The organism is Haloarcula rubra, from assembly GCF_019599465.1.
Lineage (GTDB): Archaea > Halobacteriota > Halobacteria > Halobacteriales > Haloarculaceae > Haloarcula > Haloarcula rubra.
Window position 1 is genome coordinate 313,115 of sequence record NZ_RKLR01000002.1, and the last position, 21,680, is coordinate 334,794.

General features: G+C 68.3%; 21 protein-coding genes. 13 read left to right on the forward strand and 8 right to left on the reverse strand.

Annotation, left to right across the window (positions count from 1 at the left end; translation table 11 throughout):
- The first annotated feature begins 96 nt into the window (after positions 1–96).
- From tatC to EGH21_RS06235, 3 genes are read left to right on the forward strand one after another with little or no spacing between them, the layout of a single operon-like run.
- The gene (gene tatC, locus EGH21_RS06225) at positions 97–2,301 is read left to right on the forward strand and encodes a twin-arginine translocase subunit TatC (RefSeq protein ID WP_220617613.1); all 2,205 of its coding nucleotides are present in this window, start codon (positions 97–99) and stop codon (positions 2,299–2,301) included.
- Positions 2,302–2,348: 47 nt separating this feature from the next.
- Entirely contained in the window at positions 2,349–2,525 is a 177-nt protein-coding gene (locus EGH21_RS06230) for a ribbon-helix-helix domain-containing protein (RefSeq protein ID WP_220617614.1), read from the forward strand.
- Positions 2,515–3,216, forward strand: coding sequence for a queuosine precursor transporter (locus EGH21_RS06235; protein WP_220617615.1), 702 nt, complete (start codon positions 2,515–2,517; stop codon positions 3,214–3,216). The genes EGH21_RS06230 and EGH21_RS06235 overlap by 11 nt, the downstream gene beginning before the upstream one ends.
- Before the next feature lie 40 nt (positions 3,217–3,256).
- On the opposite strand, the gene EGH21_RS06240 is transcribed toward EGH21_RS06235, so the two are convergent.
- Positions 3,257–4,051, reverse strand: a complete 795-nt coding sequence (locus EGH21_RS06240) for a 23S rRNA (uridine(2552)-2'-O)-methyltransferase (protein ID WP_220618000.1) — start codon at positions 4,049–4,051, stop codon at positions 3,257–3,259.
- Between the two features lie 172 nt (positions 4,052–4,223).
- Here EGH21_RS06240 and EGH21_RS06245 point away from each other — a divergent pair, with 172 nt between their 5' ends.
- Positions 4,224–5,051 carry a YihY/virulence factor BrkB family protein gene (locus tag EGH21_RS06245; protein ID WP_220617616.1) on the forward strand — a complete coding sequence of 276 codons (828 nt, stop codon included), beginning with the start codon at positions 4,224–4,226 and terminating at the stop codon, positions 5,049–5,051.
- 136 nt (positions 5,052–5,187) lie between these two features.
- The gene (gene nirK / locus EGH21_RS06250; RefSeq protein ID WP_220617617.1) at positions 5,188–6,273 is read left to right on the forward strand and encodes a copper-containing nitrite reductase; all 1,086 of its coding nucleotides are present in this window, start codon (positions 5,188–5,190) and stop codon (positions 6,271–6,273) included.
- A 26-nt stretch (positions 6,274–6,299) separates the two neighbouring features.
- Here nirK and EGH21_RS06255 read toward each other — a convergent pair whose 3' ends face one another.
- Positions 6,300–6,869 (reverse strand): hypothetical protein, encoded by a 570-nt coding sequence (locus tag EGH21_RS06255; protein ID WP_220617618.1) that lies wholly within the window; start codon positions 6,867–6,869, stop codon positions 6,300–6,302.
- Positions 6,870–7,059: 190 nt separating this feature from the next.
- Here EGH21_RS06255 and EGH21_RS06260 point away from each other — a divergent pair, with 190 nt between their 5' ends.
- Both EGH21_RS06260 and EGH21_RS06265 read left to right on the forward strand, forming a co-directional pair.
- Entirely contained in the window at positions 7,060–7,803 is a 744-nt protein-coding gene (locus EGH21_RS06260; protein ID WP_220618001.1) for a DNA polymerase sliding clamp, read from the forward strand.
- A gap of 134 nt (positions 7,804–7,937) precedes the next feature.
- Positions 7,938–8,552: a cell division protein CdpA domain-containing protein gene (locus EGH21_RS06265; RefSeq protein ID WP_220617619.1), complete on the forward strand. Its 615-nt coding sequence runs from the start codon at positions 7,938–7,940 to the stop codon at positions 8,550–8,552.
- A gap of 2 nt (positions 8,553–8,554) precedes the next feature.
- Here the strand turns inward: EGH21_RS06265 and EGH21_RS06270 are convergent, their stop codons facing one another.
- Positions 8,555–9,418 carry a DUF4382 domain-containing protein gene (locus EGH21_RS06270; protein ID WP_220617620.1) on the reverse strand — a complete coding sequence of 288 codons (864 nt, stop codon included), beginning with the start codon at positions 9,416–9,418 and terminating at the stop codon, positions 8,555–8,557.
- Positions 9,419–9,538: 120 nt separating this feature from the next.
- On the opposite strand from EGH21_RS06270, the gene hjc reads away from it, so the two are divergent.
- Positions 9,539–10,057 carry a Holliday junction resolvase Hjc gene (hjc, locus tag EGH21_RS06275; RefSeq protein ID WP_220617621.1) on the forward strand — a complete coding sequence of 173 codons (519 nt, stop codon included), beginning with the start codon at positions 9,539–9,541 and terminating at the stop codon, positions 10,055–10,057.
- A 30-nt stretch (positions 10,058–10,087) separates the two neighbouring features.
- On the opposite strand, the gene EGH21_RS06280 is transcribed toward hjc, so the two are convergent.
- Positions 10,088–10,720 (reverse strand): SWIM zinc finger family protein, encoded by a 633-nt coding sequence (locus EGH21_RS06280; protein WP_220617622.1) that lies wholly within the window; start codon positions 10,718–10,720, stop codon positions 10,088–10,090.
- A gap of 147 nt (positions 10,721–10,867) precedes the next feature.
- Between EGH21_RS06280 and EGH21_RS06285 the strand changes: the two genes are divergently transcribed.
- Positions 10,868–11,077, forward strand: coding sequence for a DUF7472 family protein (locus EGH21_RS06285; protein ID WP_220617623.1), 210 nt, complete (start codon positions 10,868–10,870; stop codon positions 11,075–11,077).
- Here EGH21_RS06285 and priL read toward each other — a convergent pair.
- On the reverse strand, positions 11,074–12,159 hold the full coding sequence (priL, locus tag EGH21_RS06290; RefSeq protein ID WP_220617624.1) for a DNA primase regulatory subunit PriL: 1,086 nt from the start codon (positions 12,157–12,159) through the stop codon (positions 11,074–11,076). The genes EGH21_RS06285 and priL overlap by 4 nt on opposite strands.
- A 95-nt stretch (positions 12,160–12,254) precedes the next feature.
- Between priL and EGH21_RS06295 the strand changes: the two genes are divergently transcribed.
- Complete coding sequence (locus EGH21_RS06295; RefSeq protein WP_220617625.1) at positions 12,255–13,748, forward strand: MATE family efflux transporter; 1,494 nt, start codon at positions 12,255–12,257, stop codon at positions 13,746–13,748.
- Between the two features lie 109 nt (positions 13,749–13,857).
- Positions 13,858–15,345 (forward strand): MATE family efflux transporter, encoded by a 1,488-nt coding sequence (locus EGH21_RS06300; protein ID WP_220617626.1) that lies wholly within the window; start codon positions 13,858–13,860, stop codon positions 15,343–15,345.
- Positions 15,346–15,506: 161 nt separating this feature from the next.
- Here EGH21_RS06300 and EGH21_RS06305 read toward each other — a convergent pair whose 3' ends face one another.
- The 3 genes from EGH21_RS06305 to EGH21_RS06315 form a co-directional block, all read right to left on the reverse strand.
- Entirely contained in the window at positions 15,507–16,784 is a 1,278-nt protein-coding gene (locus EGH21_RS06305; RefSeq protein ID WP_220617627.1) for an adenosylhomocysteinase, read from the reverse strand.
- A 48-nt stretch (positions 16,785–16,832) separates the two neighbouring features.
- Positions 16,833–18,044, reverse strand: coding sequence for a hypothetical protein (locus EGH21_RS06310; protein ID WP_220617628.1), 1,212 nt, complete (start codon positions 18,042–18,044; stop codon positions 16,833–16,835).
- Positions 18,045–18,170: 126 nt separating this feature from the next.
- Positions 18,171–19,472: an amidohydrolase gene (locus EGH21_RS06315; RefSeq protein WP_220617629.1), complete on the reverse strand. Its 1,302-nt coding sequence runs from the start codon at positions 19,470–19,472 to the stop codon at positions 18,171–18,173.
- Positions 19,473–19,570: 98 nt separating this feature from the next.
- Here EGH21_RS06315 and EGH21_RS06320 point away from each other — a divergent pair, with 98 nt between their 5' ends.
- Together EGH21_RS06320 and hisG are read left to right on the forward strand one after the other, a co-directional pair.
- Positions 19,571–20,770, forward strand: a complete 1,200-nt coding sequence (locus tag EGH21_RS06320) for an MFS transporter (protein ID WP_220617630.1) — start codon at positions 19,571–19,573, stop codon at positions 20,768–20,770.
- Between the two features lie 44 nt (positions 20,771–20,814).
- Positions 20,815–21,663, forward strand: a complete 849-nt coding sequence (gene hisG / locus EGH21_RS06325) for an ATP phosphoribosyltransferase (protein WP_220617631.1) — start codon at positions 20,815–20,817, stop codon at positions 21,661–21,663.
- Positions 21,664–21,680: the final 17 nt, after the last annotated feature.

A 21,680-nucleotide genomic window follows, 5' to 3' on the forward strand; every position in this document is an offset into this window, starting at 1 on the left:
GTTGTAAACTTTCTTTTCGAGCGGCCGCGCTGGGGCCGTGAACGCGCCCGTGTGATGAACAAATTGATAACGCAGAATCGGCTACCCTCACGGACGATGGCGAGTGCAATCGACGAGGACACGGTCCAGACGGTCCAGAGTGGCCGTGCGACGCTGGGTGCGATGCTCAGTACCGCCCAGACCCACCTCCAGAAGGTGTTCATCGTCTTCGTCGTCGGGATGATAGGGACCATCATGGCCCTCCAGTACGGGGCCTGGGACCGACTCCGACAGGACCTGCTGTACTCCCAGATGGACCTCACCACGCAGGAGGCGACCAGTATCGTCGCCGTCACCCCCTTCGACGTCATCCTCTTGCAGGTGAAGATAGGGGCCGTCGTCGGCATCCTGATGTCGCTCCCCCTGCTCGTCTACTTCGGCCGCGACGGGTTGCGGCGTCGCGGGTGGTGGCCCGCCGAGAAGATTCCGCTCTGGAAGGGCGCGCTGTTCGTCGTCATCAGTCTGAGTCTGTTCGCCGCCGGCGTCGCCTACGCCTACGAACTGTTCTTCCCGCTGATGTTCAACTTCCTCGCCGGCAACGCCGACGCCGCCGGGTTCGTGCCCCAGTACTCCATCGTCAAGTGGGCACAGTTCGTCTTCCTGCTGGCGGCCTCGTTCGGACTGGCCGCGCAGTTGCCGCTGATGATGACGGTCCTCTCGTACACGGGCATCGTCCCCTACGAGACGTTCCGCGACAAATGGCGCTACGCCGTCATCGCCATCTTCGGGTTCGGCGCGCTGTTCTCGCCGCCGGACCCCTTCACGCAGATTATGTGGGCCGCGCCGCTGTGTGGCCTCTACGCGCTGAGTCTCGCGCTCTCGAAACTCGCGGTGACGGTCAAACGCTCCAGCGACCTCGTCAGCACTCGCCGGGTCGCCGTCGAGCACTGGAACACCGTCCTCGGGTCGGCCGTCCTCGTCGGTGGGCTGACCTACTACGTGGTGACGACGAGCGCGTTCCAGTACGTACAGGCCGTCGAGGCGGTCGCCGCACAGTACTCGACCCGACTCACCGGGAACCTCGCCCGGCCCGAACTGTTCGGCCTCTCCGTCGAGGGGACGGCCGTCCTGCTGGCCGCGGTGTTCGGGTCGTTCGCGACCGTCGCCGTCGTCTACTACCACGTCCTGCAGGCGCTCGACCAGAACGCGGTCGGGCCCGGCCGTCGCCACGGCGACCCGACGGCCATCGACATCGGCGAACTCAGTGCGTCGGCCATCGAAGTCGCGCCGCCGGAGGCCTTCGAGGAGATGACCGAGGAGGAGGCGCTGGCCCACGCCGACCGCGCCCTCTCCGAGGAGAACCAGGAGAAAGCCCAGTTGATCCTCGACCGGTGGGACATGGCCCACGAGGACGACGGGCCCGAGGGGACGGCCACGGAGAGCGCCGACGGCGACGCCGAGGCGGACGAGGAAGAGGACGTCCTCGCCTCGACGACGGCGGGGATGGTCAACGCCTTCACCGACGACGAGACCACCGAGGACGACATCGGCGGCTACTACTACGACATCCGCTTCATCTTCGACGCCATCGCCTCGAAGGCGTTCTGGGTGCTGGGCGTGTTCGGCGTCGTGCTGTCGGCGGCGTTCCTGTTCCTGTACCAGGGCGGTATCGGCCGCATCCAGCGCATCTTCGTCAGCCGTCTCCCGGAAGGGATGGCGGAGGGCGTCAACATCGTGACGCTCCACCCGGTCGAACACCTCGTGTTCATCGTGAAGTTCTCGACCATCCTCGGCGCCATCTCGGTGGTGCCGCTGTTGCTGTACTTCGCGTGGCCGGCGATGCGCGAACGCGGCCTCGTCGTCGGCGACCGGAACGTCCTCCTCGTCTGGGGCGGGACGCTGTTCGTGGCGCTCATCGGCGGGAGTCTGCTCGGGTTCCTCTACGTCGCCCCGATGACCATCTCGGCCATCGCCTACGACCAGTTGCAGGCCAACATGGTCATCGCCTACCGCATCAGCAAGTTCGGGTGGCTGGTGTTCTTCCTCACCATCGGCATCGGTCTGCTGGCGGAGATCCCGGTGACGATGTTCCTGTTCCACCGCGCGGGCATCGTCCCGTTTCACCTGATGTACGAGCGCTGGCGCGAGGTGGTCATCGGCATCGTCGCCCTCTCGGCTATCCTCTCGCCGAACGGCATCTTCACGATGTTCATCGTCGGCATCCCGACGGCGGCGGCCTACCTGCTGGGACTGGGCATCCTCTGGGTGTACACGCTCGGCGGCCGCCGGACGCCGAAGGGCCGGAGCGAACCGGCCGACTGAGGCGACGAGACGACCGATTTAAGCGGTGGTGTCGGTATGCTTTCGATATGCCCAAGATAAGCGTCGAGGTGCCCGCGGAACTGTTGGAGGACTTAGACGCCCACGTCGGCGAAGAGGGGAAGTTCGTCAACCGGAGCGAGGCCATCCGTGCCTCCGTCCGCAAGACGCTCGACATACTGGACGACATCGACGAGCGACAGGGACGACTCGACGATGAGCAGTAGCGGCGAGCACCCGGTTCGCGTCGGCCTCGTCGCCCTGTTCGTGACGGCGCTGGTCGTCTCGCAGGTGACGGCGTCGAAACTGCTGGCCTTCGGTCTCCCGTTCTCCCTGCCCGTGGCCGGCGAGACGCTCGTCCTCCCCGGCGCGGCGCTGGCGTACGCGCTGACGTTCTTCGCCTCCGACTGTTACGCCGAACTGTACGGGCGCCGGGCCGCCACCGTCGTCGTCAACGTCGGCTTCCTGATGAACTTCGTGCTGTTGGCGCTGGTCTGGAGTACCATCCTCGCCCCCGGCCTCCCCGCCGCGGCCCAACCGGTCGACCCGGCGGCGTTCCGCAACGTCCTCGCCGCGAGTACCGGTATCGTCGCCGCCAGCCTCGGCGCGTACGTCGTCAGCCAGAACCTCGACGTGTTCGTCTTCCACGCGCTGCGCGACGCCACCGACGGCGAGGCGCTGTGGCTCCGGAACGTCGGGTCGACGGCCACGAGCCAACTCGTCGACACGGTCATCTTCGTCGGCGTCGGGTTCGTCCTCTTTCAGGGCGTCCCGCTGTCGGCGGCGCTGTCGCTCGTCGTCGGTCAGTACCTCCTGAAACTGCTCATCGCGCTGCTGGACACCCCGTTCGTCTACGCCGTCGTCGCGCTGGCCGGCGTCGAGGACGACGAGGACGAGGCCACGCCGGCGGTGCAGTGAGCGGGTGCCCGATCGCTGTCCGGCGGTGCAGTGCGCCGCCCTACTCCGCGGGTTGCGCGAAGGCGTACCGTGGTTTCACGTCGTCGACGCGCACCTCTAGCGTCTCGCCCTCGTCGACGCCGCTGACGAACAGCGTGAAGTTCTCCACTTTGGCGATGCCGTCACCCTCTTCGCCGACGTCCTCGATGGTCACCTCGACCACCTCACCCTCGCGGACGGGGGCCGTGAGGCGGTGTTTCGCGACGAGGTACAGTTCCGAAGACGAGTCACGCGAGGCGTCGGGGCGGACCTCCCGGACGTACTCGAACTCCGGTTCGATGTCGGCTTTCAGGTCGTCGAGGTCCTGTCCGTCGAACACCTTCGCGGCGAAGTCCCCGCCCGACGAGAGCAGGTCCGTCGCCACCTCGAAGGCCTGCCGCACGAGGTGGACCGACCGGGCGTGGTCCAGGTCGTACTCGCCGGTCATGTTGGGCGCCATGTCCGAGAGGACCACGTCGACGGGACCGCCGAGTTCGTCGGCGTCGCCGCCGACCACGTCGCGAATCTCGGCTTTGGTGCTGTCCTCGGTCATGTCCCCGCGGACGTACTCGACGGTCGGGGCCGGGTCGTCGAGAGGGTCGATGCGCTGGCGGTCGACGCCGACGACGGTGCCCCGGTCGCCGACGCGTTCGGCGGCCACCTGCAGCCAGCCACCCGGTGCGGCCCCGAGGTCCACGACGGTGCGGCCCTCACCCAGCAGTCCGGCCGTCTCGTCCAGTTGCTGGAGTTTGTAGGCCGAGCGGGCGCGATACCCCTCCTGTTTGGCTCGGTTGTAGTAGTCGTCTTTCCCGGACATGGTCAGGTCACCGTCCGGCGTGATACGCGTCGCGACGCTGTGTCGCACGTCGTCTCGGTCATACCGGTACGGAGGCGGCCGACGCGGAAAGGCGTGCCGAATCGCGTACCGCGCCGTCGACGCCGACCGCGACGACGTGCCTTTTCCACGTCGAGACACAACGCCGACGGGCATGGTCTCCACCGCGAACGTCACGTCGGTTCTCCGCACCGTCGGGACCGAGTTCAGCGAGAAGAACGTCACGTTCCTCGCCGGGAGCATCGCGTACACCGCGTTCGTCTCGCTGGTGCCGCTCCTGTTGTTCGTCGTCCTCGCGCTCGCGCTCGTCGGTGCGGGCTGGGAACAGCGCTTCCTCGCGCTCGTCTCGGCGAACGTCTCGCCGGTCGTCGGACAGCTAATCGACCGACTCCTCCAGAGCCGGGGCGGGAGCGCCGGCCCCTCCTCGCTCGTCGGCGTCGTCGTCCTCGTCTGGGGGGCGCTGAAGCTCTTCCGTGGGCTGGACACCGCCTTCGAGGAGATTTACGAGGTGGACGCGGACGGCTCGCTGGTCCAGCAACTCCGCGACGGCGTCGTCGTCCTCGTCTCGCTCGTCCTCTCGGTCGGCGCGACCGTCGCGGTCACCACCGCGTTCGGCGCCGTCGCCAGCGAGGTTCCCGTTCTGGGTGTGCTGTTCCCGGTGGTGCTGGCGGCCGGCCTCGTCGTCGCGTTCCTCCCGATGTACTACGTCTTCCCGAACACGGACGTGACCGCCCGAGAGGTGTTGCCCGGCGTCCTCGTCTCGGCGGTCGGGTGGGCGCTCCTGCAGGGGCTGTTTCAGGTGTACGTCGTCGTCGCCACCGGCGGCGGTGGGGTCAGCGTCCTCACCGGCATCATGCTGTTGCTCACGTGGCTGTACTTCAGCGGCGTCGTCCTGTTGCTGGGCGCCGTCGTCAACGCCGTCCTCGGGGGCCACACCGACAGGGACCCGACCGCAGGCGGTTCGGCCGCGACGGCGGACTGAGACGGAGTCCCGTTCCCCACCCGAACACGTTCACTCGTCTTCCTACGCCGTGAGAACACGTCTCAGGTCCTGAGAGTTCCCTTTCCGGTATATGTGCGTCCGGTGCAGAGATACACCTGTAACGGAGGTCCCACTCATGTCATCCATCCCGACGGCGACGCGGCGCCGCGTGTTGCAGGCGCTGGGCGTCGGCACGGCCGCAATCGCGGGCTGTGCCGGTGCTCCCGGTGCCCAGACCGAACAGCCGACCGAACGGACCACCCCACAGGAGCCAAGCATGAACCCCGCCAAGCAGACCGACGTCGACCGTATCGCCGCCGACCCGACCGACATCCCGGCCCCCATCGAGCGGTCGACGCCGAAGACGGTGTCGGTCGAGATGACCACGAAAGAGCAGGTCGCCGAGGTCGAACCCGGCGTCACGTACACGTACATGACCTTCGACGGCCAGATTCCCGGGCCGATGATTCGGGTCCGCCGCGGCGACACCGTCGAGTTGACCATCACCAACGAGGAGGGCAACTCGATGCCCCACAACGTCGACCTCCACGCCGTGCGTGGGCCGGGTGGAGGTGCCGAGGCGTCGATGGTCACGCCCGGCCAGACCAAGACCTTCCGGTTCAAGGCCACCTACCCCGGGAGCTTCATCTACCACTGTGCGGTCCCGAACCTCGACATGCACATCTCCTCGGGGATGTTCGGCATGATACTCGTCGAACCGAAGGATGGCCTGCCGGAGGTGGACCACGAGTTCTACTTCGGCCAGCACGAACTCTACACCAAGGGCGAGGCCGGCGAGGAGGGACACCACGACTTCGACGTCGAGTCGATGCAGGCCGAAGAGCCGACCTACGTCCTCATGAACGGCGAGAAGTACGCTATCACGCCCGACGGCTACGGCGTCCCGAGCATGCAGACCGGTGAGACGGCCCGGGTGTACTTCGCCGTCGGCGGCCCGAACCTCGACTCGTCGTTCCACCCCATCGGCTCCGTGTGGGACGAGGTCTGGCCACAGGGGGCGGTCGCCAGCGACCCCCACCGGTTCGTCCAGACGACGCCCGTCAAACCCGGGTCGACCGTCGTGGCGACGTTGCACGCCGAGGTGCCCGGTCCCATCAAACTGGTCGACCACGCCCTCTCCCGCGTCGCTCGCAAGGGGATGATGGCGGTCATCAACCGCGAAGGGGAACCGAACCACGACGTGTTCCAGCCCGAAGTCTGAAGCGCCGCTGGGCCGCCCGTCCCGTCTCAGTCGTCCCGACTGCCACGGCGGGCACCGACGCCCAGTGCGGCCGCGAGCGCCGCGACCACGCCGAACCCTGCGCCACTCCCGCCGCTCGTCTCCGTCACGGCCTCGGCGTCGCCGCTGACGGCGGCTTCGAGTTGTCTCGAACCGAGTTGGACGAGTCTGACGCCGACGTAGCCGGTCGTACACCGTTCCTGTGAGTTGACGACGTAGAGGTTTCCCGGCTGGAAGTCCGTCGAATCGGGGACGTACACCGTCCGCTCGTACTGCTCGTAGTCCGGTCTCGCACGGTCGATGAGCGTCACGTCGTACGCCGTCGTCTCGTCGTCGGGCCAGTCGGCGAACCCACAGTCGGTCGCCGTCTGCGCTTCGACGGGGTTCGTCGACTGTCCGAAGTGGACGAAGAATCCGGTCAGGTCGCCGGTCCCCGACCCGTCGGCGACGACGGCCTTGGTCGTCGTCCGTGCCGACGCGCTGGTGGACGCGAGCAACGACCCACCGAGAACCGACGCGCTCGCACCCAGCACCGCCCGTCGGGAGTACGCGTTCGAGGCGCTGTCCGGTGTCGGCATCGTATCGACGACGTGGGTCGCCGCGCCACTGAACTGCAGGCTTGCACATACAAGTCGGCGACACGGCGGTCGCGTCCGCCTCCCCCACCGCCGGCCGGGCGCGGGCCCGCTGTCGGGCACACCGAGGGTCGCACGCGCACGCGGGTCAATGAGGGACTTTTTAATGCATGGGGGCGTAGCCCGGTTCAAGATGTTCAACGCCATCGTGAGTGCGGACACGCTCAAATCGGCTCTCGATTCAGTGAGCGTGCTGGTGGACGAGTGCAAGATCCACCTCGAAGAGGACGGCCTCGAGATTCGGGCGGTGGACCCCGCCAACGTCGGGATGGTCGACCTGCGACTGGAGGCGGCGGCCTTCGAGTCCTACGAGACCGACGGCGGCCTCATCGGCGTCAACCTCTCTCGACTCGAGGACATCGCCGGCATGGCCGACGCCGGCCAGTTGGTCCACCTCGAACTCGACGAGGAGACCCGCAAACTCCACATCGCTATCGACGGGCTAGAGTACACGCTGGCCCTCATCGACCCCGACTCCATCCGACAGGAACCGGACCTCCCGGACCTCGACCTCTCGGCACACATCGTCATCGAGGGGAAAGACATCAACCGCGCGGTCACCGCCGCCGACATGGTCAGCGACCACATCGCACTGGGGGTCGACGCCACCGACGAACTGTTCTACGTCGACGCCGAGGGTGACACCGACGACGTCCACCTCGAACTCACCCGCGACGACCTCATCGACCTCACCGCCGGGAACGCCCACTCGCTGTTCTCGCTGGACTACCTGAAGAACATGAACAAGGCCATCCCGAAGGACGCCGAGGTCGAGATGGAACTGGGCGAGGAGTTCCCGGTCAAGATGCACTTCAACTTCGCCGAAGGCGAGGGCCGCGTCACCTACATGCTGGCCCCGCGCATCCAGAGCGAGTAACGTCGCCGTCGAACTGGATTTCGACACCGGTCGCCCGCGATGGCCCGTGGGCCCCTGAGACCGCCGCTCCGGCCGTCTCGGGTCCGACGCACGTCTGACGCATCGTTTTGTGGGGGCAGGACGAACGGAGGGGCATGGAGAGTCTCGGAGACGCATACGGCGGTGACTCCCGCTTCGCGGGGCGTGACCCCCGCCGCGTCTACGCCGGCGCCGCCCTCGGTGTCGTGGGAGCGCTGGCCGTCGTCGTCGCCATCCTCGTGGTGACGACGCCGCTGTCGGCCGTCTTCGGCGCGAACGACCTCCGGGCCGCCGAGAAACTCGCCGGGACGCTGGGCGGACTGGGTATCCCCGCGATGTTCCTCTCGGTCGTCGCCGTCCTGCCGTCCTCGAAGCGCGAACAGGCCGGCGTCGTCCTCGGCACCGGCCTCTGTCTGGTCGGTATCGTCCTCTTCCAGCGAGCGTATCCCGCCCGCTGGACGACCGGGGCCGAGACGATGGCCTTCGAGACCACGATGGCGTACTTCCTCGGGGCCGGCCTCGCCTTCTGGTTCGTCTTCACCGCGATGGCGAGTTTCCGCGCCCGGAACGACCCCCAGGGGATGGTCCGACTGGAACTCACCCACCGGGGCGAGTCGAAGACGGTGCAGGTCTCGCCCGAGGAGTACCAGCGCTACGCGAAGGCGATCCGGAGCGACGGCGGCGAGAACGAGGCGATCATCCGCGAGATAGAGTCGCGAGCCGAGGACTGAGTTCAGTTCCCGGACTGTCCCTGCGTCCGGTTGCCCGACTCGCCGGCGGCCCCGTCGTCGGTCTCCGAGGCCACTTCCGTCTCGGTCGTCTCGGCGTCCGACGATCGCTCGACTTCCTCCACTTCGACGTCTCTGCCGGCGACACCGCTCTCGCTGATGACCGGCAGGAGGTTGTAGCCGTTCGGTCCCTTCTTGACGACGTTGATGTCGAAGACGAACTCGACGCCCTCGCCGGCGGTCACCTCGAACGGCTTGACTATCTGGAGCTTCTCGCTCGGCACCTTCACCGGGACCGTCTCGCCGTCGACGACGCCCTCGACGTCCGAGACGGAGAGCTCTATCTTCGCGTACCGGCCGGCCTCCAGTCTACCGTCGAGGACGCCGACGGCCTTGTCGCCGACGACTTCCGTCAGGTCGACCGTCGGGTCGTCGAGGTCGAACACCTCGAAGTCACCCTCGCCGTCGTCGCTGTCGTCACCGTCGTCGGCTTCGTCCGTTTCGTCGGTCTCCGTCTCCGATTCGGTCTCAGCCTCGGTCTCCGATTCGGTTTCGGCCGTTTCTTCTGTCTCCGTCTCGGTCTCGGCCTCGGTCTCTGATTCGGCTTCTGTCTCTTCGACCGACTCGGCACTGAACACGCGTGCCTCGTCGAACGTCACGTCGAGCGAGTCGAAGTCGCCGATGGCCGCCGGCCGGTCGCTGACGAGCAACCGGAACGTCCCCGTCGTCGACTCGGTCGTCGCCGCGCTGTCGGTCGCGTCGCCGTCGGTGCTCCCGCCGCCAGACCCGCCGCCGCTCGTCCCGCCGCAACCGGCGACGACGGTGGCTCCGAGCGCGCTGGTCGTACTGATGAATGTTCGTCTGTCCATACCCACCCGTCAGGACCACCATTGTATATAAAGGACCGTTCGTTCAGGCGCTCGACGGCGGATGAACGGAATGAACGACGGACCTGAACGGTTTTACCGCGGAGGGCCTACCACCGGGCAATGGCAAACTCGAACGCGAAGGGGGACCGCCGCGAGCGGGAGTTGGTCAACGCCCTCGACGAGGCCGGGTTCGCGGTGATGCGCGCGCCGGCCAGCGGTAGCGCTACCGAGCGGGAACTGCCGGACGTGCTCACCGGCGACGGCGAGACGTTCTACGCCATCGAGGCGAAGTCCAGCGCCGGCGACCCCATCTATCTGACCGGCGAGGAGGTCGAGGCCCTGCTGTTCTTCGCACGGAACTTCGGCGCGAAACCACGCATCGGCGTCCGCTTCGACCGCGAGGACTGGTACTTCTTCCACCCCGGCGACCTCTACACGACCGACGGCGGCAACTACCGTGTCAAGAAGGAGAAGGCCCTCTCGGAGGGGACGGACTTCGAGGAGTTCGTCGGTCACTCCGAGAAGGTCACGCTGGACGAGGTGGCCGACGACGGCCCGGACGAGGCTGTACTCGACATCCTCTCGGCGTTCGAGCGGGGCGATTTGGACAAAGACGAAGCGGCGGCGATGCTGGAGTAGCGAGGGACGCGACCGGAGAGTGGCCCTCGGTCATTCGACGAGTTGCTGGTCCGTCCGCGAGAGCCGACTGTACGGGAACGCGTACCGGCGCGGGTCGTCCCGACGGGTCGCGTCGGCGAGGTAGGTCACTTCGACCACGACGTCGTCCTCGGGATAGCCCTCGTTGGTGTCGTGGGCGGCGACGGTCCGGCCGGTCGCCGGGATGACGTACTCGTCGGCACGCTGGTCGGCCACGCCGGCGACGACGAGGCTGTCGCCCGTCTCACGGTCGACCACGACGTCGCCCGGCGACACCCGGCAGTGTCCACAGAGGTGCGGCGGGTCGGCGTCCGCGTCGACGAACGTGACGGCGCCACAGACGTCACAGCGGGCGCGCTGGTGGTGTGGCGGTGCCACTCTGCGGGCCGTAATCTCGATAGCGATCCGGCGGAGGTGTTTGCACCGCTCGCCGCGAATCTGGTGGTCGGGACAGGTACAGGAGTGGTCTGTGAGGTCGACGAGGTACGTGTGGCCGCTCTCGGAGGTGACGGCGTAGGTACTCCCGTCGCGGGGCCGGACGGCCATGCGCTCGGTCCAGGCCCGGAGGGCCCGGGAGTCGAGTCTGCTGGGGTCCGGTGCGAGTGCAGTGCGCTCCGAGTCGGCGGATGGCTCGATGAGTGTCATGGCGGGCGGACACGGCTGTGTTTCTCGGTGTGTCCAGTGGAAACGTAGGGCCTCCACGGAGGTAAACGTCTCGGCCAGCACGCCGCTGCGTGGGTCGTCTGGGGCCGCTTCGACACCCTTTTGCCCGGGCCACCGATATCGCGCCACATGGAAATCGACCGGGAGGCCATCGTGCAGATAGTGGTCTCGACCATCGCGCTCGTGACGTTCGTCGCCGCCGCCGTCTTCGTCTCGCTGAACTACTCCAGCAACGGTGGGCTCACCGACCAGGGTGGCATCGCGATAATCGGCGCTATCGGGCTGTTCATCGTCGTGATGCTCGCCGCTGGCATCTGGATGGAACGGCAGGAGTTCTAAGCGTCGGCCTCGTCCTCGCCGCTCTCGCCGTTCTCCTCGCGCCAGTCGACCAGTTCGTCGTCCTCGGCGTCGTCTAACTTCTGCTCGTAGTAGGCCATCGGGTGCGAGATGCGCTCACAGAGGTCGTCTTTGTTGACGCAGTCGCCGTAGGACACCATCGTCGAACACGCCGGCGTCGAGTACTCGGTTGGGCTGGTGTCGCCGCGGATGTGGTCGACCTGATAGCGGGTGGCCTCCTCCCCGAAGCCCGGGTTCACCTGAAAGAGGTCGACGATCTCGTCGGTCGTCATCCCGATGCTGGTGAGGAAGGCGGCGATGGCGAAACGGGAGTGGTGTTCGAGGTGGTCGCCTTGCTGGACCTTGTCCAGCAACGCCTGCATGCAGGGCGGGAACATCTCGGGGACGACGGTGTCTATCTCCCGGGTCAGGTCGAGTTCGGCGAGTATCTCCCGTAGCCGTTCGACCTCGGCGTCGAGTTCGGTCGCGATGGCGTCGGGCACGTCGAACGGCAGGCCGTCGGCGACGCGGTGCCGGATGGCCTGTTTCAGCAGGACGTGCAGTTCTTCGGCGGCGACGCGAACCCGACCGTCGGCCAGCGGCCGGTTGACCAGCCGCCACTGGTCGCCCCGCTGGTCGGCCGCCAAATCGAGGTACGCACCGACGTCGACCCAGTAGCCCGTCTCGGCCTCGTGGACCGCGCTCGCGAGGTCGAACTCCGCCAGCAGGTCCCGCAACTCGACGCGCTCGCTCTGGGTCGACTTGAACTCCGTCGTCGCCTCGAACTCCTCGCCGAACCGCTCCCGGGCCGTCTCGGCCTCCGCACGGGCGTACTTGCGGGTGCAGACGTGCTGGTCGACCAGCGAGACGAGGACGCGGGCCACCGGATAGGACAGCAGTTCCACCCGCGTCCGCCGGTGTGGTTCGCCGACGGTGCCGTCCGTGATGGCGTGTTCGACCCGCTCCAGCGCCCGCTGGGTGACCGCCTCGTCGGTGGCGACGACCTCACCGAGGTCGACCGCGGCGGCCTCGACGGCCTCCCGGGCGGCGGCGAGGAACGGATAGCGTGCGTGGAGCGGCTGCATGGACTGGCGTTGCGCGTGTGGCCGAATAAAATCCTCGTTCCGCCCCGCTTCGAATCCCGACGAATTATCACCTCGTATATCGTTGGACCTGCTACGTGCCAGCGACCGACCGCTCAGTCGACCTGACCGAGGGACCGCTCTTGCGGCCACTGCTCGCTCTCTCCCTGCCGCTCGTGGGGACACAGCTCCTGCAGGTCGCGTACAACCTCGTCGACACGTTCGTCGTCGGCCGACTGGGCGACGGGGCCGTGGCGGCGCTGACCTACTCGCTCCCGTTCATCTTCCTCACTATCTCGCTGGGGAGCGGGCTCACCGTCGCCGGCACCGTCCTCGTCTCACAGCACCGCGGCGCGGGCAACGACGACCGGGTGCGGGCCGTCGCCGGCCAGACCATCGCCGTCACGGCCGTCGTCTCGGGGTTCCTGTCGGTCGTTGGCTACCTCTTGACGCCGACGCTGTTGCCGTACATCGGGACGACGCCGGGGACGGCGATTCACGCCATGGCCGTCGAGTACACCCGCATCGTCTTCGCGGGGACGGCGTTCATGTTCGGCGCGTTCGCGTTTCAGGCCATCCTGCGCGGGTGGGGCGACACGAAGACGCCGATGTACCTCATGTTCGGGAGCGTCGTCGCCAACGCCGTGCTGGACCCGTTCTTCGTGCTGGGCTTCGACGGCAACGTCGTCTTCTCGCTACTCGGCCTCGGCGGCCTCGAAGCGACGCTGTACGCGCTGACTGGCTTCTCGGGGATGGGCGTCGCCGGGGCGGCCGTCGCCACCGTCATCTCGCGGGGCGGGGCCGCACTGGCCGGGTTCTGGCTCCTCTTCTCGGGCCGCCTCGGCTTCGCGCTCTCGCTGTCTGACCTCTGGCCCGACCGGGAGACGGTCTGGAAGATTCTGGACGTCGGCGGGCCCGCCGGCCTCGAACGCTCGGCGGACTCGCTGGCCTACACCGGGATGACCGTCCTCGTGGCGATGGTCGGGACGAACGCCGTGGCCGCCTACGGCGTCGGCAACCGCATCAACACGCTCGTCTACCTCCCGGCGGTGGGCCTCGCACAGGGCGTCGAGACGGCCGTCGGGCAGAACCTCGGGGCCGACCAGTCGGGCCGCGCCCGCCGGGCCGTCCTGCTGGCGGCGGGCCTCGGCGGTGGGGTCTTCCTGCTCGCGAGTCTGAGCGCGTACGCCTTCGCCGCGGCCATCGTCGCCCTCTTCTTCGACGTGAGCAAGACCGCTCCGGAAGTGCTGGCGATGGGCGCCGACTACTTCCGAATCATCGGGCCGACGTACGTGTTCATGGGCCTCTTTCACCTCCTGAACGCCGCATTCCGCGGGGCCGGCAGCACCCGGACGGCGCTGGGGTTCTCCATCGCCTCGCAGTGGTTCTTCCGCATCCCCCCGACGCTCGTCCTGATAACCGCCGTCGGGATGGGTGCCATGGGCGTCTGGTGGGGCATCGCCGTCTCGCACGTGGCCGCCGCGGCCCTCGTCGGGGTCTGGTTCCTCGTCGGCGACTGGGACGAGTCCGTCGTCGACGAGGACGACCGGGAGGACCGGTCGGACGACGAGGCGGCCGCTACCGCCGACTAAATCGCTTGTGTGGGGAAGAGTCACAGACTCACGGAACGGCTATACTGACTGACCGACCAGTCAGTACCATGTCGGTCCCCTTCTCTTCCCCTCCCCGGAGGTGTCGACGATGACGGCGACGAGCGAGCAGTCCGAGCGGTTCACGCAGGGTCGCCTGCTCTGGCCGCTGGTGACGCTGGCCGCGCCGCTGGTCGCCACACAGCTCCTCCAGACGCTGTACAACCTCGCCGACACCTTCTGGGTCGGCCGCCTCGGGCAGGACGCCGTGAGCGCCCTCTCCTTCTCGTGGCCCATCGTCTTCCTGCTGGTGAGCGTCGGCGGCGGGATGACCGGTGCCGGCACCATCCTCATCTCACAGCACACGGGTGCGGAGAACGACGGCCGCGTGAGCCACGTCGCCGGCCAGACGCTGGTGTTCGTCACCGCCCTCTCGGTGGCCATCTCCGTCGTGGGCTACCTCCTGACGCCGACGCTGTTGCAGGTCATCGGCACCGAGGCGGGCACGCCAATCCACGAGATGGCCGTGACCTACACCCGCTACGTCTTCCTCGGCCTGTACTTCATGCTCGGCTTCTTCGTCTTTCAGGCGCTGTTGCGTGGCTGGGGCGACACGAAGACGCCGATGTACCTGATGGTCGGCAGCGTCGCGCTCAACGTCGTGCTGGACCCGCTACTCATCCTCGGCTTCGCCGACAACCCCCTGTTCGCGTGGTTCGGTCTAGAGAGCCTCGCCGCGAGCGCGCTGGCGGCGACGGGGTTCACCGGCCTCGGCGTCGAGGGCGCCGCCATCGCCACGATATTCTCCCGCGGGCTGGCCGCCGCGGTGGGCCTCTGGCTGCTGTTCTCGGGCCGGGTCGGCATCGAACTCTCGCTGTCGGACCTCCGGCCCGACCTGTCGGAGATTCGCAAAATCGTCGGCGTCGGCGCGCCCCTCAGCGTCGAGACCAGCACGCAGGCGCTGTCGGTGACGGTGATGACCGCGCTGGTCGCGCTCGTCGGCTCCGACGCCGTCGCCGCCTACGGCATCGGCGGCCGCCTCACCTCGTTGGTGTGGCTCCCGATGATAGGGATGGGGATGGCCGTCGAGACTGTCGTCGGCCAGAACCTCGGCGCCGGGGAGCGCGCTCGGGCCCGCCGGACGGTCCTGCTCGCCAGCGGCATCCTCGTCGCGGTGTTCCTCGTCGCCAGCGTCGTCGTGACGTGGTTCGCCCCAGCCATCGTCGGCGTATTCATCACCGGCGAGGGTGCCGCCGCCGTCGTCGACCACGGCACGGCGTTCCTCCGCATCGTCGCGCCGACGTGGGCCGTGATGGCCGTCTTCCACATGATAAACGGCGCGTTCCACGGTGCGGGGTCGACCCGCCTCTCGATGGCGCTGGGCCTGCTGACGCTGTGGGGCTTCCGCATCGTGGTCGCCGCGGCGCTCGTCGTCGTGGTCGGCATGGGCGCGCCCGGCGCGTGGTACGGTATCGCCGCCTCCAACGTCGCCGCCGCCGTCGCCGGCGTCGCGTTCTTCCTGCGCGGCGGGTGGCTGGACGACGTCATCGACGAGGAACAGGGTGAGGCCGAGACGAGCGACGCTGCTGTGGCGGCGTAGACGGCTTAGAAAAGGCGTTCTCGGCTCTTTCTCGCGGCTTCCTGCGGTCGCCGCTCGCGTTTTCCGAAATCTTCGCTTCGCTCGGCTATCGCTACTGCTCGCGGGTCGTTACACTCCCCGCTGCGCGTCTGGCGGGCCACTCGCTCCGCTCGTGCCCCGCCCTACGTCCCGTGCTGCCAGGAATCCATGTACTCGGCCTGAGTATCCGTCAGCGAGTCGAACGCGACGCCCTCCGCGTCCAGTTTGATCTCCGCGACTTCCTTGTCCAGTCTGTCGGGCACGTCGTGGACGCCGGCGTCGTAGGCGTCGCCGTTCTCCAACATCTCACGGACGCAGACGGCCTGAATCCCGAAGCTCTGGTCCATCACTTCGACGGGGTGGCCGAGCGCGATGGGCGTCGCGAGGTTCACGAGACGACCCTCCGCGAGGACGTTCAGGCGGCGGCCGTCGGCCATCTCGTAGGCCTGCACGCCGTCGCGGGCCTCGTAGGTGTCCACCGCGAGGTCCGAGAGGGCATCGAGGTCGACCTCCACGTCGAAGTGGCCGGCGTTGGCGAGCAAGACGCCGTCCTGCATCTTCTCGAAGTGCTCCTCGACGACGACGTCGCGGTTGCCCGTCGTGGTGATGAACACGTCGCCCTCTTCGGCCGCTTCCGCCATCGGCATCACGTCGTACCCCTCCATGTGGGCCTCTAAAGCCCGGCGGGGTTCGACTTCGGTGACGACGACGTCGGCGTTCTGGCCGCTGGCCTTCTTCGCGACGCCCTTCCCGCAGTGGCCGTAGCCGGCGACGACGACGGTCTTGCCGGCCCACGAGAGGTTGGTCGTCATGGCGATGGAGGCCAGCGAGGACTCGCCGGTGCCGTGGACGTTGTCGAACAGGCGCTTCATCGGCGTGTCGTTCACGGCGAAGACTGGGTAGTCGAGTTCGCCGTCCTCGTCCATCGCGCGCAGGCGGTGGACGCCGGTGGTCGTCTCCTCGCACCCGCCGACGATGGTGTCGACGAGTTCGGGGTAGTCCTCGTGGATGGCAGCGACGAGGTCCATCCCGTCGTCGACGGTAATCGTCGGTTCGTGGTCGATGACGGCCTCGATGGCGGCGTAGTACGCCTCGTCGTCGACGCCGCGTTCGGCGTAGGAGGTGACGCCGTCGACGGCGTCCAGCGCCGCCGACACGTCGTCGTGCGTACTGAGCGGGTTACAGCCGGTGATGGCGACTTCCGCGCCGCCTTTCGCCAGCAGTTCGGCGAGAATCGCCGTCTTCGCTTCGACGTGCATCGCCATGCCGATGCGCTCGCCGGCGAAGGGCTGGTCGGCCTCGAAATCCTCGCGCAGCGAGGCACAGATGGGCATGTGCTGTGCTGCCCAGTCCATCTTCCGCCGGCCCGACTCGCGGGCGGCCTCGACGTCGTCGAGTCGCTCCGAAATGGGCGTGGTCATGCCCGACAGAAAGCGGAGAGTTCGTAAAACGCTACCGAAGGCGTCCGGTTATCGGCCCTTCGCGTTCCCGTTCGCGTGGTCCGGCGGCCCGCTCTCGCCGTCCTCGTCCGCTTCGTCGTCGTCATCGTCGTCGTCCTGTTCGGGCTCTTCGTCCTCGGTCTCCGCGTCCTCGGTCTCCTCCTCGGTTTCTTCCTCGGTCTCATCTTCGTCCGCGTCGTCCTCGTCGTCGCTCTCGGTCTCGTCCTCGTCGTCCTCGTCAGGGCCACGGTCCTCGGGCGGGCCCGCGTCGTCGGGGGCGTTCCCGGGGTTGTTCTGGGTGACGTACTCGGACACCTCCGGCCCGATGCCGGTGGCGCCGTTCTCCAGCAGGTAGTGGACGAAGGCGGAGACGCCGTCGAACTCCTCGTCCTCGGCGGTCTGGTTGACGTATTCGAGTGCGAGCGTGGTGGAATCGGCGGCGTCGTCGGCGCTGGCGTTCACCTCGACAGTGACGTTCTCGCTGGGGGCGGCCAGCGACACCTCGCCGTCGGCGTCGGTCTCGTAGTCGCCGGTCCCCTCGTAGGTGGCGTTGCCGTCGGTCGAGACCGAGACGTTGGCGTCCTCGATGGCCGTGTCGTTGCGCGTCACGTCGACGGTGACGGTCCCGTCGTCGTTCTGGGCCGCCGAGACGTCGATGTCGTCGACCAGCGTGACGTTCAGTTCGGCGGTCTCGCCGTCGGTCACGGTCAGGGTCACGGGTTCGTCGTCCTCGGGCGTCGGGAGGACCACGGTGCCGTTCGCGTCCGTCTCGTAGCTCCCGGTGCCGTCGTAGTCGCTGTTGGCCTCGCGCGTGCTGACGTTGACCGTCGCGTTCTCGACGGCGGCGTCGTCCCGCGTGACCGTCACGACGACGTCACGGTTCTGTTCGACGTCGACCGCGAAGTCGGGGTCGAGCTCGGCCGTCGTCGCCGCCGTCTCGCCGTCGTCGCTGGCGGTGACGGTGACGTTCACGCGCTCGTCGGGCGTCGGGAGCGCGACGGTGCCGTTCGCGTCCGTCTCGTAGCTGCCGGACCCGGCGTAACTGCCGTCGACGGTGGCGACGGTCACCGTCGCGTTCTCGACGGTGGAACCGTTCCGCGTTACTTCGACGGTCACGTCGTCGTCCTGTGTGACGGTCACGGCGATCGATTCGTCGGCGGTGTCGGCGGCGGCCGCCGCCGGCGCGAGCGCAGCGCCGAACAGTGCGGCGACCGTGAGGAGGGCGATCACTTGGTTTCGCATTACGTCCCAGTCGTCCACCGGATACCCCTCTAAACCCCCCTCTCGTTCACACCGTTCAGTCCGATTCCCACGTTCGAATATACCGGCGTAGAACGCCCGATACGGTTCAAGACTCGCTCTGAACGTTTAACTCTCCTCGGCTCGCTCGACGAGCGCCGTCGCGTGCTCGCTCGCTCGCTCGCGGACCGCCGCCTCGTCGAACACCGTCAGGTCGCGGTCGCGCATCAGCACCGCGCCGTCACAGACGGTGTGGCGCACGTCGCTCCCGCGGGCGGCGTAGGCCAGATGCGAGACGAGGTCGTGGGCCGGCGTCAGGTGGGGCGCGTCGAGGTCGAGGACCGCGAGGTCGGCGTTCGCGCCGGGTTCGATACGGCCGCCGTCGAAGCCCAGCAGGTCGGCCCCGTTCTCGGTGGCCATCCGGACGACCGTCTCGGCGGCGACGGCGCTGGCGTCGTCGGCCGCCAGTTTCCCGAGCATCGCCGCGTCGCGCATCTCGTCGAACATGTCGAGGTCGTTGTTCGAGGCCGCGCCGTCGGTACCCAGACCGACGGTGACGCCGCCGTCTAGCAGCCGCTGGACCGGGGCCATCCCGCTGGCGAGTTTCATGTTCGATGCCGGGCAGTGGACCGCGCCGGTGCCCGTCTCGGCCAGCCGGTCGATCTCGTCGTCGTCGACGTGGACGCAGTGTGCGAGGAAGGTGTCCTCGCCGAGTAGCCCCACGTCGTCGGCGTATTCGAGCGGGCGCATCCCGTGTTCCTCGACGATGGGGGCGACCTCGGCTTCGGTCTCGTTGGCGTGGAGGTGCATCGGCAGGCCCGCCTCGACGGCTTCGGGGACGAACTCCCGCAGGTACTCCTCGCCGACGGTGGTGAGGCTGTGGGGCTGGAACGTCGTCCGAACCCGGCCGTCGGCCGCGCCGTCGAGTTCCAGCGCCACGTCCAGACTCTCCTGCACGTCGGCGCGAGCGCCCTCGTCGTCCTTCCCGACGGTGACGGCGGTGTGGCCCAGCACGGCCCGCACGCCGGCCTGCTCGACGGCCGCCGCTATCTCGTCGACGTGGAAGTACATGTCCGAGAGCGCCGTCGTGCCCGACTTCACCATCTCGACGAGGCCGAGTTCCGCGCCGACGCGGACGTCCTCGGGGGTGAGTTCGGCCTCGACGGGCCAGATGTCCTCCTGCAACCACGCGTCCAGCGGCTTGTCGTCGGCGTAGCCCCGCAGGAGGGTCATCGCCACGTGGGTGTGGGCGTTGACCAGTCCCGGGATGACGAGGCCACCGCTGGCGTCGAGTTCGTCGTCGCCCGCGAGTTCGCCGGGGGCCTCGACGGCCAGTATCTCGCCGGCGCTCTGGTCGACGAGGACGTCGGCGCGTTCGACTGTCAGGTCCGGACGGAGGACCCGTCCACCGCTCACGAGGAGTTCGCTCATGGCCGGCGGTTGGGTGGCCCCGCTCTTAGTTCGGCCGGGTCCGCCGTCGCCCCTTCCGTCACCGTCTTATCGGTCGCGCGCCTTCGCTCGGTACTCCGATGGCCGTCACCGACACCGTGCGTCGCGCCGTCAGCGGCCTCCGCGAGGGCCATCCCGGCAGCCTACTCGGGGCCGTCGCCGCCGGGTGGTTCCTCGTCCTCGGGATGCGGTTCGTCGTCCCGGCGGTGTTGCCGACCATCAGCGAGGAGTTCGGCCTCTCGAACGCGGCGGCGGGGCTGGCGGTGACGGTGCTGTGGCTCACCTACGCCGCGATGCAGTTCCCGACGGGGGCGCTCATCGACCGCGTCGGCGAGCGCACTCTGCTGGTCGCCGCGGCCGTCCTCTCGGGGGCGGGCCTGCTGGCGTACTTCGTCTCGACGACCTACGCTCTGTTCCTGCTGGCGACGGCCGCGTTCGGCCTCGGGACCGGACTGTACGGTCCCACGCGGGGGACGGTCCTCTCGCGGACGTTCGACGCGAACGAGGGGACTGCCTTCGGCGCGGTGATGGCCGCGGGCTCTATCGGTGCCGCCGCACTCCCGTTCGTCGCCAGCGTCGCCACCGCCCGGTACGGCTGGCGGGTCGCGCTGGGCGGCGTCGCGCCCCTCTTTCTGGTCGTGGCGCTCGCCCTCTGGCTCTCGGTTTCGGACCGGCCGACGGCGACGGACGGCCGCCGTCTCCGCGAGGACCTGCGGGCGGCCGTCGCCGGGATTCGCCAGCGACGGCTCCTGTTGGCCGTCGCCGGTGCGACCGTCATGCTGTTCGTCTTTCAGGCGGCGACGGCGTTCCTGACGACCTACCTCGTCACGGTGAAGACGCTGGACCAGAGCACCGCCGGGGCCGTCCTCGCGGCGCTGTTCGTCGGCGGCGCCGTCTCCCAGTTCGTGACCGGCCGCCTCGCCGACCGCTACGGCTCCCCACCCGTGCTGACCGCCGTGGCGCTCGTGAGCGCGGTGCCGCTGGCGTTGCTGCCCCGACTCGACGGAACCGTCGCGCTGGCCGCCGGCGCGGCTGCCATCGGTATCCGGATGAGCGCCGGCCCCCTCTCGAACGCCTACGTCGTCGACGTCCTCCCCGACGACGTGCAGGGGACCGGGTGGGGCTTGCTTCGCTCCGCCTTCTTCGCCGTCGGGTCGCTCGGGTCGACGCTGGTCGGACTGCTCGCCGACGCCGGCCTGTTCGACGCCGCGTTCTACCTGATGGCCGGGCTGACGGCGCTGGCGGCGCTGGCCTACCTCGCGCTCCCCCACCGGGCGTGACCCGCGAGGGAAAGACAGTTGGCCCGCCGCCGCCCAGAGGGCGTATGCGCATCGCCGTCCCCAACAAGGGCCGCCTGCACGACCCGAGCGTCGAACTACTCGAACGGGCCGGCCTCCACCTCGTCGACGGGGCCGACCGCCAACTGTACGCCCAGACGGTCGACCCCGACGTCACCGTCCTCTACGCTCGCGCCGCCGACATCCCGGAGTACGTCGCCGACGGCGCCGCCGATATCGGCATCACCGGCCTCGACCAGGTGCGAGAGGCCGAGGTCGACCTCGTGGACCTGCGCGACCTCGACTTCGGCCGCTGTCGCCTCGTCCTCGCGGCGCCCGAGGACGACGACAGCGTCACCGCCGTCGCCGACTTCGAGGGCGGCCGCGTCGCCACGGAGTTCCCGAACATCACCCGTCGGTTCTTCGAGGAACAGGGCGTCGACGTCGATATCACCGAAGTCTCCGGTGCCACGGAACTGACTCCCCACGTCGACATCGCCGACGGCATCGTCGACATCACCTCCACCGGGACGACCCTCCGGATGAACCGTCTCGAAATCGTCGCCGAGGTGCTCCAGAGTTCCGTGCGCCTGTTCGCGCGCGAGGACACCGCCGACGCCGAGAAGGTCCAGCAGGTCGATATGGCGCTGGGCTCGGTCCTCTCCGCGGAGGACAAGCGCTACCTGATGATGAACGCGCCCGAAGACGCCTTAGACGACGTGAAAGAGGTCCTGCCGGGGATGGGCGGGCCGACGGTGATGGACATCGCCGGCTCCGACGACGTGGCCGTCCACGCCGTCGTCGAGGAGTCGGCCGTCTTCGAGACTATCAACGACCTCAAGAGCGTGGGCGCGAGCGACGTCCTCGTCACCGAAATCGAGCGCCTCGTCGAGTGACGTAGCTGTTCTCCCGA